Annotated in this window: 15 protein-coding genes; all 15 read left to right on the top strand. The window is 47.8% G+C overall.

All coding sequences use genetic code 11. The annotated features are described in order from the left end of the window. Positions 1–60: 60 nt before the first annotated feature. The 15 genes from AM231_RS12890 to AM231_RS12820 all read left to right on the top strand — a co-directional run bounded on the left by AM231_RS12890 (position 61) and on the right by AM231_RS12820 (position 15,939). Positions 61–1,323, top strand: a complete 1,263-nt coding sequence (locus AM231_RS12890; protein WP_054402932.1) for a competence/damage-inducible protein A — start codon at positions 61–63, stop codon at positions 1,321–1,323. A gap of 288 nt (positions 1,324–1,611) precedes the next feature. Continuing rightward, the gene (recA, locus tag AM231_RS12885) at positions 1,612–2,673 is read left to right on the top strand and encodes a recombinase RecA (RefSeq protein WP_054402931.1); all 1,062 of its coding nucleotides are present in this window, start codon (positions 1,612–1,614) and stop codon (positions 2,671–2,673) included. 134 nt (positions 2,674–2,807) lie between these two features. After that, positions 2,808–3,542 carry a regulatory protein RecX gene (locus tag AM231_RS12880; RefSeq protein WP_054402930.1) on the top strand — a complete coding sequence of 245 codons (735 nt, stop codon included), beginning with the start codon at positions 2,808–2,810 and terminating at the stop codon, positions 3,540–3,542. A gap of 365 nt (positions 3,543–3,907) precedes the next feature. Further along, on the top strand, positions 3,908–5,449 hold the full coding sequence (rny, locus tag AM231_RS12875) for a ribonuclease Y (protein WP_207383615.1): 1,542 nt from the start codon (positions 3,908–3,910) through the stop codon (positions 5,447–5,449). Between the two features lie 126 nt (positions 5,450–5,575). Continuing rightward, complete coding sequence (locus AM231_RS12870) at positions 5,576–6,376, top strand: TIGR00282 family metallophosphoesterase (RefSeq protein WP_054402929.1); 801 nt, start codon at positions 5,576–5,578, stop codon at positions 6,374–6,376. Between the two features lie 129 nt (positions 6,377–6,505). Further along, the gene (locus tag AM231_RS12865; RefSeq protein ID WP_006211249.1) at positions 6,506–6,766 is read left to right on the top strand and encodes a stage V sporulation protein S; all 261 of its coding nucleotides are present in this window, start codon (positions 6,506–6,508) and stop codon (positions 6,764–6,766) included. A 91-nt stretch (positions 6,767–6,857) separates the two neighbouring features. Further along, positions 6,858–7,814: a dipeptidase gene (locus AM231_RS12860; RefSeq protein WP_054402928.1), complete on the top strand. Its 957-nt coding sequence runs from the start codon at positions 6,858–6,860 to the stop codon at positions 7,812–7,814. Between the two features lie 192 nt (positions 7,815–8,006). Continuing rightward, positions 8,007–8,579, top strand: coding sequence for a phosphate propanoyltransferase (pduL, locus tag AM231_RS12855; protein WP_054402927.1), 573 nt, complete (start codon positions 8,007–8,009; stop codon positions 8,577–8,579). A 291-nt stretch (positions 8,580–8,870) separates the two neighbouring features. Next, complete coding sequence (gene miaB / locus AM231_RS12850; RefSeq protein WP_054402926.1) at positions 8,871–10,430, top strand: tRNA (N6-isopentenyl adenosine(37)-C2)-methylthiotransferase MiaB; 1,560 nt, start codon at positions 8,871–8,873, stop codon at positions 10,428–10,430. Positions 10,431–10,530: 100 nt separating this feature from the next. Beyond that, on the top strand, positions 10,531–10,980 hold the full coding sequence (locus AM231_RS12845; RefSeq protein ID WP_106406070.1) for a YlbF/YmcA family competence regulator: 450 nt from the start codon (positions 10,531–10,533) through the stop codon (positions 10,978–10,980). A gap of 164 nt (positions 10,981–11,144) precedes the next feature. Further along, on the top strand, positions 11,145–11,930 hold the full coding sequence (locus AM231_RS12840) for an NUDIX hydrolase (RefSeq protein ID WP_053492709.1): 786 nt from the start codon (positions 11,145–11,147) through the stop codon (positions 11,928–11,930). A gap of 63 nt (positions 11,931–11,993) precedes the next feature. After that, entirely contained in the window at positions 11,994–12,551 is a 558-nt protein-coding gene (locus AM231_RS12835) for a cysteine hydrolase family protein (RefSeq protein ID WP_054402925.1), read from the top strand. A 57-nt stretch (positions 12,552–12,608) separates the two neighbouring features. After that, on the top strand, positions 12,609–14,063 hold the full coding sequence (locus AM231_RS12830; RefSeq protein WP_053494179.1) for a nicotinate phosphoribosyltransferase: 1,455 nt from the start codon (positions 12,609–12,611) through the stop codon (positions 14,061–14,063). Positions 14,064–14,322: 259 nt separating this feature from the next. Next, complete coding sequence (locus AM231_RS12825; RefSeq protein WP_207383567.1) at positions 14,323–15,327, top strand: NADPH:quinone oxidoreductase family protein; 1,005 nt, start codon at positions 14,323–14,325, stop codon at positions 15,325–15,327. Between the two features lie 84 nt (positions 15,328–15,411). Beyond that, complete coding sequence (locus AM231_RS12820; protein WP_054402924.1) at positions 15,412–15,939, top strand: hypothetical protein; 528 nt, start codon at positions 15,412–15,414, stop codon at positions 15,937–15,939. Positions 15,940–16,002 lie beyond the last annotated feature (63 nt).

Raw genomic sequence — 16,002 nt, 5'->3', positions numbered from 1 at the left:
AGTGATTAATGAAGGTAAATATCATGTGCTGAGACAGAAGCTACAGGAGGAATACGAATTATGAAAGCAGAAATCATTGCGGTTGGAACAGAACTTCTGCTCGGACAGATTGTGAATACTAACGCACAGTATTTATCCAGACAACTTGCGTCAATGGGAATCGACGTATATTATCAAACCGTCGTCGGGGACAATCTGGAGAGGCTTAAAGAGGCCTTGCGGCTATCCAGCAGCAGAGCAGATATCATACTCTTATCAGGTGGGCTCGGTCCGACACAGGACGATCTGACGAAGGATGCCCTGGCAGCATTCTTAAATCGGTCATTGCATATTGATCGATTGGCGATGGATGCGATTGAGCGATTCTTCCATGAACGAGGAGCTGTAATGACCGAGAATAATCGGCGTCAGGCGCTGGCTATCGAAGGCGGAACTCCGCTTCCTAATGAAACAGGTCTGGCTGTAGGGAATGCAATCTCACAGGAAGGCACCCATTATATTGTTTTGCCGGGACCTCCTAAAGAACTGATCCCAATGTTCGAACAGGAGGCCAAGCCTTGGCTTATGCAGCATGTGCTCACAAACGAGCTCCCGATCTATTCAAAGATGCTCAAATTTGCAGGTATTGGCGAGTCTGCCCTGGATCAGCAGTTGGAAGATCTGATCACAGCCCAGACGGATCCGACGATTGCACTGTACGCCAAGGATGGCGAAGTTACCGTTCGCATCTCTACAAAGGCGGCCAGTGAGGCTGAAGCAATGGACCGGTTGAATGAAATAGAAGCTCGTATCCAGGCAAGAGCTTCTGAACATATGTATGCCAATGAGGATGTGCCGATTGAGAAAGTTATCGTCGACATGATGGCGGATCGAGGCTGGACACTCAGCGCTGCTGAGAGCTGCACAGGGGGCCTTGTAGCAGAGACCGTGACGTCTGTACCCGGGAGTGCAACAATGTTTCTTGGCGGGATTATATGTTACACCAACCAGATCAAGGAGAAGCTTGTCCATATCCCGCATGCGCTTCTTGAGGGAGACGATGCACCTGGAGCTGTAAGTGCAGAAGTTGCCCAGGCGCTTGCCGAGCATGTTCGCCTGGTGACCGATAGCGATTTTGGCTTATCAGTCACCGGGGTAGCAGGTCCGGGTTATGCCGAACGCAAGCCTGTAGGTCTTGTTTATATTGGTTTGTCAGAGCGGGGCAAGGAAACCGAAGTGCACGAGTTGAATCTTCAAGGCAACCGGGAAACGATTCGGCTGCGTGCAACCAAGGCACTTCTATACCGGCTTTGGCAGCGACTCGTCGCTTCAAAACAAGATTGATAATCGGCAATTCACCAGATCATGTCCATTAGAAAAAGTAAATAATTTACACTTGGCTTGCTGTTGATTCTTGTAATGTTGGACAGCTCCAAGTATAATGAAAAGTACGGAAGAACCGTGGCTTATCGTATGATGCTGCCACGGTTCTTGTTCTTTATACATAGATGATAGGGAATATAGAGGAAGGGCTGTGGAATAAAAAAACGAATGTATGTTCGAAAAAAAGCTTGGCAAACGTGTCAAAACAAGGTATGATATAACTATCAACAGTGAAGGGTTGTGGAACAATTGTCAGATCGTCGTGCTGCGCTGGAAATGGCGCTTCGTCAAATAGAGAAACAGTTCGGTAAAGGTTCCATCATGAAACTGGGTGAATCGACCCATATGCAAGTAGAGATTGTGCCAAGCGGATCGTTGGCATTGGATATAGCTTTAGGAACCGGGGGCTTGCCTAGAGGCCGTATTATTGAAGTGTATGGCCCGGAATCTTCCGGTAAAACAACGGTAGCTCTTCATGCTATCGCCGAGGTGCAGAGAGCTGGTGGACAAGCTGCGTTTATCGATGCGGAGCATGCTTTGGATCCATCGTATGCAAGCAAACTGGGCGTTAACATCGATGAGCTGTTGCTTTCCCAACCGGACACGGGCGAGCAGGCGCTTGAAATTGCGGAGGCTCTGGTACGCAGTGGAGCTGTCGATATCATCGTTATTGACTCGGTAGCTGCGCTTGTACCGAAAGCTGAAATTGAAGGCGATATGGGTGACTCTCACGTGGGTCTGCAAGCTCGCTTGATGTCTCAAGCGCTGCGCAAGTTGTCGGGCGCCATCAATAAATCCAAAACGATTGCCATCTTTATTAACCAGCTTCGCGAGAAGGTTGGCGTTATGTTCGGTAATCCTGAGACAACACCAGGCGGTCGTGCCTTGAAGTTCTATTCCACTGTTCGTTTGGACGTACGCCGGATTGAGAGCATCAAGATGGGTAATGATGTGGTAGGTAACCGCACACGGATCAAGGTTGTTAAGAACAAGGTAGCTCCACCTTTCAAGCAGGCTGAGGTGGATATTATGTATGGTGCGGGCATCTCCAGGGAGGGAAGCCTGATCGATATCGGAACGGAACTGGATATCGTAGACAAGAGCGGGGCATGGTATTCTTATTCGGGTGATCGTCTTGGTCAAGGGCGTGAGAATGCGAAGCAGTTCTTGAAAGAGAATCCGGAGATTGCAAGTGTGATCGAGAATAAAATCCGTGAAGCGAGTAATCTGACGACGGCTGTTTCTGAACCTTCCGACAAAGAGAAGGAACAAGAAGAAATGGAAGAGCAAGAATTATTCAAAGTAGAGTAATCGTCGCTGGTTAACAATTTCAGTGATACGACCGTCCGGTGTTTTGTAACGCCTGACGGTCTTCTTTGCATTTATTTTGGACTCTAGGGATGGAGCAAGGTTTAGAAATACGAGGATGGTGAAAGGAGCGTCTTATGGAGGAGAATAAAGACATGTCGGAGCTGGAAGACGCTTCGGGTATCGGACATTTTCCGGATCATGAGGATCTGGTAATAACTTCCGTTGAAATGCTGAAAAAGCCCCGGCATCGTTATCAAATCGCATTTGGACCCTACCTTATGACCGTTCATGAAGATGTTATGCTCAAGTACCGGATGTTGAAGGGAAATGTATTCCGAAAGGACGAATTGCAAGAAATTGTCGTAGCAGATGAGCGACAACGGGCTTATGTGGAAGCATTGACTCATCTCGCCCGGAAGCCGAGAACAGCTCGGGAAATCGAACAGCGTCTGCTGCAAAAAGGCTTTGGGCCTAGCAGTATAGAGAACACATTGGAACGTCTCGTGAAAGACAAGCTCGTTGATGATGCTGTATATGCCAAGATGTGGGCAGAGCAGCGTATGACAAGCCATAAGAAGGGGAGACTGTGGGTCAAACAGGAGCTGAGGCAAAAAGGAATAAGCTCGGAACTCATATCGGATGCGTTAGACGGGGTTAGCCGCGATGAGGAATTGGCAAGTGCATTGACGATAGGCCGAAAAAAATGGCAGCAAACTTCCGGAGAATTACTGGATCGCAAACGAAAAACGGGAGCATATCTCATGCGCAGGGGCTATGGGGGCGAGCAGGTGCGACAGACACTCAACATTTTGATCAAAGAGGATCAAGGTGAATCCGAGTGGGATGAAGAAATGGAAGATTTTGAATAAAACCGCTACAGATGTGAGGATTATACAAAAAGAAGTGGTTTCGCAAGATGAAACTGACGTTTACCCATCGCTTTCCCTTGACAATATCTTTTTATAAATACTAAAATAAATATGAATCTTTTTATCATAAATTAGAAACCTTTTTCCTTCCAAAAAAGTGACTACTTTGTGAAAGATTCATTTAATGCCAATTCATAGTGAAATGTATTCCGCTGTCATGGGCGGGATTTGCGAACGTTCTTGGAACGTACGCAGTATGGACGGCAGTTACCGCCGGAAAATTTTATGTATGAATGAGTAACCTGACAATTGAACAATTTCCCAAGGAATGCCTTGGAGGAAACAACGAGGAGGTGAAACAGATGCTGGAGACATGGATCTGGATCATAATCGTTCTCGCTGTAGCCGCTATATTCTTTGGGTTCGGTTATTTTATTCGCAAATCCCTTGCAGAAGCTAAAATTTCCAGTGCCGAGCATGCCGCTTTGCAGATCGTAGAGAGTGCGAAGAAGGAAGCAGAAGCATTGAAGAAAGAAACGGTTCTCGAAGCTAAAGATGAAGTTCATAAGATTAGAGCCGAAGCTGAAAAAGACACTCGTGAGCGCCGGAATGAAATTCAACGGCAGGAACGCAGATTGTTGCAAAAGGAAGAGTCGCTGGATAAAAAAATAGAATCTTTGGAACGTAAAGAAGAACAAGTGGCGAACAAAGAGAAACGAATAGAGGAAACCCAGCAGCAAATTGACACCATTTACAAAAAGCAAACGACAGAACTGGAACGCATCTCCAACCTTACGATGGAGGATGCCCGCGGCATCATTCTCAGCAATGTTGAGCAGGAAGTTCGTCATGAAACCGCTCAGATGATTAAAGAAATCGAGCAGCAGGCGAAGGAAGAAGCAGATAAGAAATCACGCGAGATCATCACGCTGGCTATTCAGCGTTGTGCGGCTGATCACGTAGCTGAGACCACGGTTTCTGTTGTCACCTTGCCGAACGAAGAAATGAAAGGCCGGATTATCGGACGTGAAGGCCGGAATATTCGTGCGCTTGAGACCCTTACAGGGATTGATCTTATTATCGATGATACGCCTGAAGCTGTAATTCTCTCCGGATTTGATCCGATTCGCCGTGAGATTGCCCGTACGGCCTTGGAGAAGCTCGTGGCGGATGGACGGATTCACCCGGCTCGTATCGAAGAGATGGTGGAGAAATCTCGCAGGGAAGTGGACGAACGTATTCGCGAATATGGAGAACAAGCCACATTCGAGGTTGGCGTACACGGTTTGCATCCAGATTTGATTAAAATTTTGGGTCGACTGAAATTCCGTACAAGCTATGGACAAAATGTGTTGAAACATTCCATGGAAGTGGCCTATCTGACTGGCTTGATGGCCGGCGAATTGGGCGAAGACATCGTGCTTGCGAAACGGGCAGGACTGTTGCATGACATCGGTAAAGCGCTGGATCATGAAGTGGAAGGATCGCACGTTGAAATCGGCGTGGAGCTGGCGAAGAAGTATAAAGAACATCCGGTGGTTATCAACAGCATTGCCTCACATCACGGTGATACTGAAGCAACTTCTGTTATTGCCATGCTGGTTGGCGCTGCCGACGCATTGTCTGCGGCGAGACCGGGAGCACGCAGAGAAACGCTTGAGACATACATCCGTCGTCTCGAGAAACTCGAAGAAATCTCCGAATCCTTTGAAGGCGTTGAGAAATCTTATGCTATTCAAGCAGGACGTGAGGTTCGCGTCATGGTTCAACCTGAAAAAATCGACGATGCTGAAGCATTCCGCTTGGCTCGCGACATTACCAAAACTATTGAGAATGAACTGGACTATCCAGGTCATATCAAAGTAACCGTCATCCGGGAAACCCGTGCGGTGGATTACGCAAAATAGAGTTTGGACCTTAAAAAGTGGCCGAAATCCGGCCACTTTTTATCTTTGAGTCAGCCGTGTTTTGGATATCAAATAATAGGGAACGATTTCTGCCGGGAGTGAAGACAGGCGTCCCTGAAGGAGTAGATGGTCTTGAAGGTATTATTCATCGGAGATATTGTCGGCAGCACAGGACGCAAAGCGCTTAAAGCTTCCCTTGCAGAGCTGAAATCCAAATATCAACCCCACATCATTATTGCCAATGGGGAGAACGCAGCATCAGGACGAGGCATCACCTCAGCCATTGCCAATGAATTCTTCAACTGGGGCATCCATGGTATCACCTTGGGCAACCATACCTGGGATAACAAGGACATTTTCGAATTTATAGATGATGAATCTCGTATGATTCGTCCGGCTAATTTCCCTCCGGGTACCCCGGGCCGTGGCTACACAGTCATAAAGGCGAATGGCAAACAGTTAGCCATTGTCAATTTGCAAGGAAGAACATTCCTGCCAGCGATCGACTGTCCTTTCCGGGCAGCTGATGAGATTGTGGAAGAGCTGCGCCAGAAGAATAAGTGTATCCTGGTTGATTTCCATGCAGAGGCAACCTCGGAAAAAATAGCGATGGGATGGCATTTGGAAGGTCGGGTCTCCATGGTGGTTGGAACGCATACTCATGTGCAAAGCAATGACGATACCATACTTCCGGGAGGGACAGCCTATATTACGGATACCGGTATGGTGGGCTCCAAGGAAGGTGTACTTGGCATGCAGCGCGAGGCCGTGTTGTACAAGTTCCAGACGCAGCTTCCTGCCCGCTTTCAGGTTGACGAAGGAAAGTGGCAGCTCCATGCTGTATGTGTGGATATGGATGAAGAGACGGGGAAAGCCCGGAAGATCCAAAAGATCAGAATGTACGAAGATGAATGGCGAATGGATTAAAAATAAAGAAATTCGTTTAATTAAATTAGGAACAGATGGAAAATAGCAGGAATCTTTTTTCCCCTCATGAATAACATCTAGTAAGCGGAAGCAAACCATCACTCAACATTCCCAGGGGAGGTACTTACCATGGAAGTATTAAAAGTTTCAGCAAAATCCAATCCTAATTCAGTTGCAGGGGCGCTCGCTGGAGTTCTTCGGGAGCGGGGCGGCGCGGAACTGCAAGCCATTGGGGCAGGAGCACTGAACCAGGCCATCAAAGCCGTAGCCATTGCCCGGGGATTTGTAGCACCGAGCGGGGTAGACTTGATATGTATCCCTGCTTTTACGGATATTGTGATTGATGGCGAAGACCGGACGGCGATTAAGTTAATCGTAGAACCTAGATGAGTTTTCGGATGGTGAGCTATGAACCTGTTTACTCCCTGACGTGTAAACAGGTTTTTTGCTGTGAACATGCAGAAGGGAGATGTGCAGCTCGATGCGCACGATAGATTTTCATTGTGATGCTTTAAGTAAAATGTGGGAAGAGCCTAAAGCCTCCTTCGTGAATGATCCGCATATGGACGTCACGATGCAGCATTTGGAGGAAGGCGATATTGCGCTTCAAATATTCGCTATATTTTTGAGCGAGGAATATGGCAAAGCCTCCTTTGAACGGGTGTTGGCACAGATCGACGCATATCGCAGCCGTATCGTGACACCGGGTTATTTGAAGCCTCTGCTCTGGCGAGAACAAGTGCAAGAGGTCAGAGAGGGACAGCAGGGACGATATAGCGCCTTGTCGCTGGAAGGCGTGGACGGGCTGGAGGGCAGCTTGCATTACGTGAAGCTTTGCTATGATTTGGGCGTACGCTTTATGGGCATTACCTGGAATTATGCCAATTGGGCTGCTGATGGAGTTTTGGAACAACGAAATGGCGGGTTTACAAAGCGAGGGCGACGGTTGGTAGAAGAGTGTAATTCAACCGGTATCATTCTGGATGTGTCCCATCTGTCCCAGGCCGGCTTTTGGGAGTTGACCGAGCTTACGAAGCGGCCTGTTATAGCCTCACACTCCAATGCATACTCCATATGCAAGCATCCCCGCAACTTAAGCGATGAGCAGATACGGGCGTTAATCGCGATAGACGGGATGATCGGGATTACGTTTGTGCCCTGGTTTATTCGCAGCGGAACCGAGAGGGTGAAGCCGGAGGACCTGCTGCCGCATATCGAGAAAATATGCGAGCTGGGCGGCGAGAAGCATATCATGTTCGGCTCTGATTTTGACGGAATTGATCAGTGGGTTTCCGGGCTTGAGCATCCGGGCCGCTATCCGCAGTTTCAGGAGCTGCTGCTTAAGCATTATCCTGAATCAATGGTTCAAGGCTGGATGTCAAAATATGCGCTGCAATTCTTGGAACGGAATTTGCCCTCGTTGACTTCACAAGAATAAGAGAAGTTTGTGGATTGTCTGTTTTCTGACAAGTGCCTGTTTTTGATAAGAAGTATGACAATCCTGTTGCAATTAGCAGGAAAACGGAAGAAGGCCGCCAGAATCATTGGGTGTGCCTTTTTATTTTTGGGTAAAAGAGTATAATAGATGGTGGCATGTACAGCATATAGAGAAAAACAAGGAGTGAGACAGATGAGTAAAACTGTACCTGTGGGTGTATCAGCCCGCCATATTCATTTATCCCAAGAGCATATCGAGGCTTTGTTCGGCCCTGGATATCAGCTTACAGAGTTTAAGCCTTTGTCCCAGCCAGGACAATACGCGGCTAACGAAACGGTTGCGGTCATTGGTACCAAAGGTCAATTTGATAAAGTAAGAATTTTGGGGCCTGCGCGTTCTGCAACCCAGCTTGAAATTTCTCGTACCGATTCATTTGCCATCGGTGTGAAGGCACCTGTGCGCGAATCGGGAAATATTGAGGGAACTCCGGGAATCACCATTAAAGGCCCAGCAGGCGAAGTGACGATTGACCAAGGTGTCATTGTAGCCGCTCGTCATGTTCATTTTCATACATCGGATGCTGAGAAATGGGGCATCAAAGATCAGGAGCTGCTGAAAGTGCGTCTTGGCGGCGAACGCGGTCTTGTATTGGAGAATGTAGTTGCCCGTGTATCCGACAATTTTGCACTCGACATGCACATCGATACCGACGAAGCGAATGCATCTGGTGCAAAAACCGGGGATACGGCTGAAATTATTGATTAGTCTATAGCTTAGGCATATCATCAAGAACATACTGTTGGTGCTGCGCATTCATAGCATGCAATCATGCACCAAGAGAAGGAGCCTGAATCGAATGTATCGATTCCAGGCTCTTTTTTTATTTAATTTGAGGGCATATCAGGTTGAGTGAACGATGAAGAGCGTTTCAACTCTTATTAGCTTCAGAGTGGTAGCTTCGATTTTAAGATCATGATATAATGAAAAGCAGTGCCTATTTAAGAAGAATTGCCATGTATACCAGAGATTTAGCGGATTCTTAAGGAGTGACCCAGCATGTCAAAAGAAAATAAGGACTACTCCAAGTATTTTGATTTTTCAGGAGCCAAAGTTCTCTCAGAAGATGAACACGGGAAGAGAATACGAATTAATGGCCGGGAGATCAATATTCTTTCGGAGCCTAATCATAGACAGGAAAAACAACGCGGCAAGCAGAGTGTTGAAGTACTGTACGATACCGAACTGACCGAAGAGTTCCGTAGCATCGGGGCTGGCAAGCATTATATTGTATATACGTACGGTTGTCAGATGAATGAGCATGATTCTGAGACCATTAAGGGATTGCTGGAGCAGATGGGCTACCGCGCAACGGAGGATCGCAAGCAGGCGGATATTATTTTGCTCAATACTTGTGCGATTCGTGAGAATGCGGAGGATAAAGTGTTTGGCGAGCTTGGCCATCTGAAGCACTTGAAGACCGAGAAGCCGGATATGCTGCTTGGCGTTTGCGGCTGTATGTCCCAGGAAGAGTCAGTCGTTAATCGAATTCTTCAGAAGCATGGCTTCGTAGATTTGATCTTTGGCACGCATAATGTGCATCGTCTGCCTCATCTTATTCAGGAAGCGCTTTTTAGCAAGGAAATGGTGGTTGAAGTGTGGTCCAAAGAGGGCGACATTGTTGAGAATCTTCCGAAAAAACGGGAAGGCCTTCGCGGCTGGGTGAACATCATGTACGGCTGTGACAAATTCTGTACATATTGTATTGTTCCTTATACCCGCGGGAAGGAACGCAGCCGGCGTCCCGAGGACGTCATTGCTGAGGTTCGTGAATTAGCCCGTCAGGGATATAAGGAAATAACGCTGCTCGGACAAAACGTGAATGCCTACGGCAAAGATTTTGAGGATATACAATATCGTTTCGGCGATTTGATGGATGATATTCACAAGATTGATATTCCGCGGGTTCGGTTCACGACATCCCATCCAAGGGATTTTGATGATCATCTGATCGAAGTGCTGGCGAAGGGCGGGAACCTTGTTGAGCATATTCATCTGCCGGTGCAGTCGGGAAGCTCGCAGGTGCTTAAGAAAATGAGCCGCAAATATACGCGCGAGTCGTATTTGGAACTGGCTCATAAGATTAAGAAGGCGATCCCGAATGTCGCATTTACCACGGACATCATTGTTGGATTCCCGGGGGAAACCGATGAACAGTTTGAGGAGACGCTATCCCTGGTTCGGGAAGTAGGCTATGACTCAGCCTATACATTCATTTACTCTCCGCGTGAAGGAACGCCGGCTGCAGTGATGGAGGATAATGTACCGATGGAGGTCAAGAGTGAACGCCTTCAGCGCTTGAATGCAGCTATTAATGAATACAGCCGCAAGAGTAACGACAGATTGCTGGGATCAACGGTGGAAGTCCTTGTAGAAGGAGTCAGCAAGAATAATGACGCAATGCTGTCAGGGCGTACGCGCACGAATAAGCTGGTGCATTTTGAAGGCTCGACGGACCTCGTAGGCAGCTTTGTGAATGTGCGGATTACGGATACGAAGACCTGGTATATCAAAGGGAATATGATCCAGGACGCGGTTACTGCCTCGGATGCGGTATAATAGGGTAGACAAAACAGCATTTGCTGCAGCAGTGGCGGTCAGTCAAGACGTTCATGCTGCGTATATCCATATAGATGATGAAGAATTGGAGCGATGAACCTTGGGACAAGATCATGTTCGTACAAACACATACGGTATGGCAACCTACAATAGCCGCGATTTGGTTATACGTGAAGATATTTTAGCTAAAGCCGGTGAGCTGGCCGAATTAATATCCACGAGTGAAGAAGTTCAGACGTTTAAGCAGGCAGAAGAGAAGATCCAGAATCATGAACGGGTCCAAGGCTTGATCAAAACCATTAAGAAAAAGCAAAAAGAAATTGTGGCTTTTGAAACGTTCCAGAACAAGGACATGGTGGCCAAAATCGAACGCGAGATTGAAGAGCTGCAAGAGGAAATCGACGGCATTCCACTCGTGTTGGAATTCCAGCAAAGCCAAAGCGATATTAATTATCTGCTTCAGCTGGTCGTATCCGTGATCCACGATACGGTTTCGGAAAAAGTGAACGTGGAAACAGGAAAAGATACGCCGCCAAGCAGCTGCGGGTAAAAGAAACAAGGTGCGGAATGCTTCCGCACCTTTTCTGTTCATACAAAAGTATGCACGTAAATGGGTATATATAGGGCATAATAAAATAGAGGTGCATATACCGATCAGGAAATCCTTGACATCATCAGTAAATATGTCATAATGAAATTATCAAAATAATAGTTATGGTGATGGAAATGACGGATCATGAACAGATGCCTATGAATAATACCAAGAAATATAGAACGCCGGACGGTGTACCAGCTGACATCGTAATGTTTACCTTGACGAAGCGGGAGCGGAAGACCTTCACCAAGACATTGCCCATACGTGAGCTTAAGGTAATGCTGATCAGGCGCAGATCATGGCCCTGTGCCGGCATGTGGGCGCTACCCGGGGGTTTTTGCCGTGAGAGCGAGTCGATCTACGATGCGGCCAAGCGTGAATTGAAAGAAGAGACCGGTGTCGATGGTGGTCATCTGGAGTATTTGGGCGTATACAGCGCGCCTGGACGCGATCCCCGCGGATGGATTATCAGCCACGCGTTCTACGCGTTGGTTGAAGAGTGGATGCTAGAGCATCGTCAAGCCGCTGACGATGCAGAAGAAGTTGGTTTGTTTACAGTTGGAGAAGCATTGGAGGAGCTGGAGCTCGCTTTTGACCATCGGGTGATTATTATGGATGCGTATCACAAGATTCAAATGCAGATGCTGCAGACGACGATTGCCAGACAGTTTCTGCCCGAGCATTTTACATTGAGTGAGCTGTACCAGGTCATTCAAACGGTCGTGCCTGAGTTTAATGAGCCTAATTTTATCCGAAAGATCACATCTACCCGAAGCAGGCAGGGAATTCTGGAAGAGGCTCGGGATGAAGACGGCAAGCCGCTTAGCTCGAATCAATATTCCCAGCGGCCAGCACAATTGTATCGCTTTACGGATCATGCCCCGCTGCTGTCCATCTATACGTAGCACGGGAGGAGTCCTTTGTATTTTAATCGATCACATTAATCATGTTGAAGAGGAGTGTGTCAGATGAAAGCTTTAATCGTGATAGATTTCACGAATGATTTCGTGGATGGTAATCTTCCGGTAGGGGAGCCTGCTATCAACATTCAGGAGACCATCGTTGAGCTGACCAAGGAATACAATGATCGTGGTGATTTTGTCGTGATGGCCGTAGATTTACATGAGCATGAGGATACCTACCACCCGGAAACCAAGCTATTCCCCCCACATAATCTTCGCGGGACTCGGGGACGGCAATTATACGGTGAACTTCAACAGGTATATGAAGATCGCAAGGACACCATCTACTGGATGGACAAAACGAGGTACAGCGCTTTTTGCGGAACGAACTTGAACCAGAAGCTGCGGGAACGCGGAATTACGGAAATTGCCCTCGTGGGAGTGTGCACTGATATCTGCGTTCTGCATACCGCCGTGGATGCTTATAATTACGGATACCAGATTACGGTTTACGAAGCAGCAGTCGCAAGCTTCAATCCTGAAGGACATAAGTGGGCACTAAGCCACTTTGAAGGCAGTCTCGGAGCAAAAGTTGTTCGAAGCGAAGAAATTCAAACTCAATAGACAGCTTGAACCACCCGTAAAGCTTAAGACTATCGGGTAACATGGAGGATGATCATGATGCAGACAGCAGGATTGGCACTACATACGGATAAATATCAGATCAACATGATGTATGCGCACTGGATAAACGGCTCGCATCGTACGCGGGCGGTATTTGAAGCTTACTTCCGCAAGCTCCCTTTTGGTAACGGATATGCCGTATTCGCCGGTCTCGAACGAATTGTGCATTATATTGAGTCTTTGCGTTTCTCGGATGATGATATCGCATATCTGGCCAAACAGGAAGAGAAGTACAAACCAGAGTTTCTGGAGGAGCTTCGTCATTTCCGTTTTCAAGGAAATATCCATTCGATGAAAGAGGGAGCGCTCGTCTTCCCGAATGAACCACTCATTCGCGTTGAGGGCTCAATTTTTGAAACACAGCTGGTCGAAACTGCGCTCTTGAACTTTATGAACTTCCAGACCTTGATTGCTACGAAAGCGTCCCGTATCCGCCAGGTTGCCAGTGGTGACACACTGCTGGAGTTTGGCACAAGGCGTGCTCAGGAAGCGGATGCGGCCGTCTGGGGGGCGCGTGCAGCGTATCTGGCCGGCTTCCATGCCACATCGAATATGCTTGCCGGTGAGAAATTTGGCATCCCAACCAAAGGCACGCATGCGCACTCCTGGGTACAGACATTTAGGAGCGAGCAGGAAGCGTTCGATATATTTGCTGAGGTTATGCCGGACCAAGTTACACTGCTGGTGGATACCTTCGATACGTTGAAGAGTGGAATTCCTCATGCCATTGTAACGGCGAAGAAGCTGGAAGCTCAGGGAAAGCGGATGAACGCGATCCGTTTGGACAGTGGGGATTTGGCTTACTTGTCTATTCAAGCCCGGAAGATGCTGGACGAGGCTGGACTTGATTATGTCGGCATCGTTGCCTCAAATGATCTGGATGAAGGAACGATACTGGATCTCAAGGCACAGGGTGCCAAGGTGGATACTTGGGGCGTAGGAACCCAATTGATCACAGCCGCGGATCAACCTGCTCTAGGAGGCGTCTATAAGCTGGTGGAGCGTGAGGTTGACGGCGAGATGATTCCAACCATCAAAATCTCAGGCAATCCTGAAAAGGTATCTACACCAGGTAAAAAGGAAGTATATCGCATCATCTCCAAGGGGAGCGGAAAAGCGATTGCGGATTATATTTGTTTCCCGGATGAAGAGATGCCACCGGATAACGGAAAGCTAAAGCTGTTTAATCCGCTGCATCCATACATGCGGAAGAATGTGAAGAATTTTGAAGCAGTTCGCATGCTCGAACCCATATTCATAAAGGGTGAACTGGTGTATGACATGCCGGAGCTTGAAGAGATCCGAAGCTATCATAATACGCAGCTGGAGCAGTTCTGGCCGGAGTATTTGCGTAAGCTGAATCCGGAGATTTACCGGGTGAACTTGAGCGAACAGGTCTGGGACGTGAAACAGCGGATGATGACAGAGTTTATGGAACAGCATGAAGATTAGGTAATAAAGTATATTTGATGAAACAGACGTTTCCCGTATCCTGCTGATGAGCATGTGAAGGAGCGTCTTTTTGTACATGCCAGACAGAAGCACTCTCGAACATGTGATATGTGCATCTTTGACGGAATACTGGCGATAGATTATTTCTCGGGAAAGCGCACAAGTCGCCATATTCCGAGAGCATTTAGGAAGCTTCGACATTCATGGTGCAAATCCAGCTTAATATCCAGTACCTCAACTAACCAAAGGAGTGATCCGTGTGAACAACGAAACCGAATTTCACGCCTATATGCTGCGACGAGATGAACAAGGGATGCGCGGTAGCGTGGAGAATCTGAGTTTAAAGCAGCTGCCCGAAGGTGATGTTATTGTACGAGTGTTATACAGCGGGGTTAACTATAAAGACGGGCTAGCGAGCATACCGGAAGGGAAAATCGTCCGCCGGTACCCGTTCATTCCAGGCATTGATCTGGCGGGAACGGTTGTGCATTCTGATCACCCCGATTACAGGGAAGGCGATTCCGTTCTGTGTACCGGATATGAATTAGGCGTATCTCATGAAGGGGGATTCAGCCAGTATGCACGGGTAAAGGGAGAATGGCTTTTCCCTTTGCCCCAAGGCTTGTCTTTGCGTGACGCGATGGCCATAGGAACAGCTGGCTTTACTGCTGCCTTATCGATCGATGGGTTACTACGAAACGGATTAGAGCAGGGACAGGGGCCTGTTCTTGTCACAGGCGCAACCGGAGGTGTAGGAAGCTTCGCCGTATCCATACTCAGTCAGCTAGGCTACGAGGTAACAGCTTCTACGGGTAAAGTGAGTCAAACGGACTGGCTCTTGAAACTGGGAGCTCATAAAGTGATATCCAGAGAAGAGGTCGTAAATGAAGTCTCCAAGGGTGCCATATCAGGGGAGAGATGGGCTGCAGTAGTAGATCCGGTCGGGGGAAATCAGTTGAGCTCCATCCTGAAGTGCGTAAAATATGGCGGAAGCGTAGCCGTTTCGGGTATGACGGGCGGCGGAGCATTTGAATCAACGGTATTTCCGTTTATTCTCAGGGGTATCAGCCTGCTGGGAATCGATTCGGTATACTGTCCAATGACCTATCGACGAGAGATCTGGTCCAAGCTTGCTGACATTTGGAAACCTGCATCCGTCCTGCGCGAAGGTATTACGGAGTATGGACTAATGGATCTGCCTGAGGTGCTGAATACAATTCTGCAAGGTGGAGCGGTTGGAAGAAGCGTTATTACTCTGCAATAAATGAATGGTACCTCGAATAATGTTCCTCATTCGCGGCATCCTAATGTTAGGTTACCTTTGACGCCTAAGAAGGGATGAGTGAACATGATGTACCGCAGAATCGTAGGTGTAGTAATGTTATGCTGCATGTTTGCCATATCAGTCGGCTGTTCCAAGCAGATCGCCAAGGATGAAGCGCGCCTATATAATATGAGGGCTTATGAAGAAGGTTCGCGGGAGGCCCGAATTTCAGGCCGGGGCCTGAACGGGAGATTTCTTGAGGATCTTCAGGCATCCTTCGACAAGGCAAAAATGCCGCTAACCAATGAAACGTATGTCGAAGATGACATCGGCAATATGACGTATCAATACCGAATTAACTACGATGCCAGTCAATTTATCACCGTGTACATCTACCAGAATCAAGCAGCCAGAGAAAAGGGGATGACCGAAATATTCGGCGTCACCGAGGGGGATGCCAATGCGGCAGGTGGGCACAATCTGATTATTAGTGATAATGAAACGTCCATCGTGTATACATCGACTGGCGATAAGACGGACAACTATTATGAACAGGTTAAGAAAATAGCGCCCTCACTGCTTGCCAAACATCAAGGGCGAGGCAGCAGCTAGGGGTGAAACCAAGGCCGGATGCATTTATGCATCTGGCCTTTTATATTGAGTTATCGAGTCCTT

Origin of the sequence: Paenibacillus solani (assembly GCF_001277345.1) — a bacterium.
Classification (GTDB): Bacteria; Bacillota; Bacilli; order Paenibacillales; family Paenibacillaceae; genus Paenibacillus_AQ; species Paenibacillus_AQ solani.
This window is presented reverse-complemented; position numbering and strand designations above follow the sequence as displayed.

Coding starts and splice junctions, on each gene's coding strand:
- AM231_RS12890 (WP_054402932.1), top strand. CDS start 61: ATGAAAGCAGAAATCATTGCGGTTGGAACAGAACTTCTGCTCGGACAG.
- AM231_RS12880 (WP_054402930.1), top strand. CDS start 2,808: ATGGAGGAGAATAAAGACATGTCGGAGCTGGAAGACGCTTCGGGTATC.
- AM231_RS12870 (WP_054402929.1), top strand. CDS start 5,576: ATGGTCTTGAAGGTATTATTCATCGGAGATATTGTCGGCAGCACAGGA.
- AM231_RS12865 (WP_006211249.1), top strand. CDS start 6,506: ATGGAAGTATTAAAAGTTTCAGCAAAATCCAATCCTAATTCAGTTGCA.
- AM231_RS12860 (WP_054402928.1), top strand. CDS start 6,858: ATGCGCACGATAGATTTTCATTGTGATGCTTTAAGTAAAATGTGGGAA.
- pduL (WP_054402927.1), top strand. CDS start 8,007: ATGAGTAAAACTGTACCTGTGGGTGTATCAGCCCGCCATATTCATTTA.
- miaB (WP_054402926.1), top strand. CDS start 8,871: ATGTCAAAAGAAAATAAGGACTACTCCAAGTATTTTGATTTTTCAGGA.
- AM231_RS12840 (WP_053492709.1), top strand. CDS start 11,145: ATGGTGATGGAAATGACGGATCATGAACAGATGCCTATGAATAATACC.
- AM231_RS12835 (WP_054402925.1), top strand. CDS start 11,994: ATGAAAGCTTTAATCGTGATAGATTTCACGAATGATTTCGTGGATGGT.
- AM231_RS12830 (WP_053494179.1), top strand. CDS start 12,609: ATGCAGACAGCAGGATTGGCACTACATACGGATAAATATCAGATCAAC.
- AM231_RS12820 (WP_054402924.1), top strand. CDS start 15,412: ATGATGTACCGCAGAATCGTAGGTGTAGTAATGTTATGCTGCATGTTT.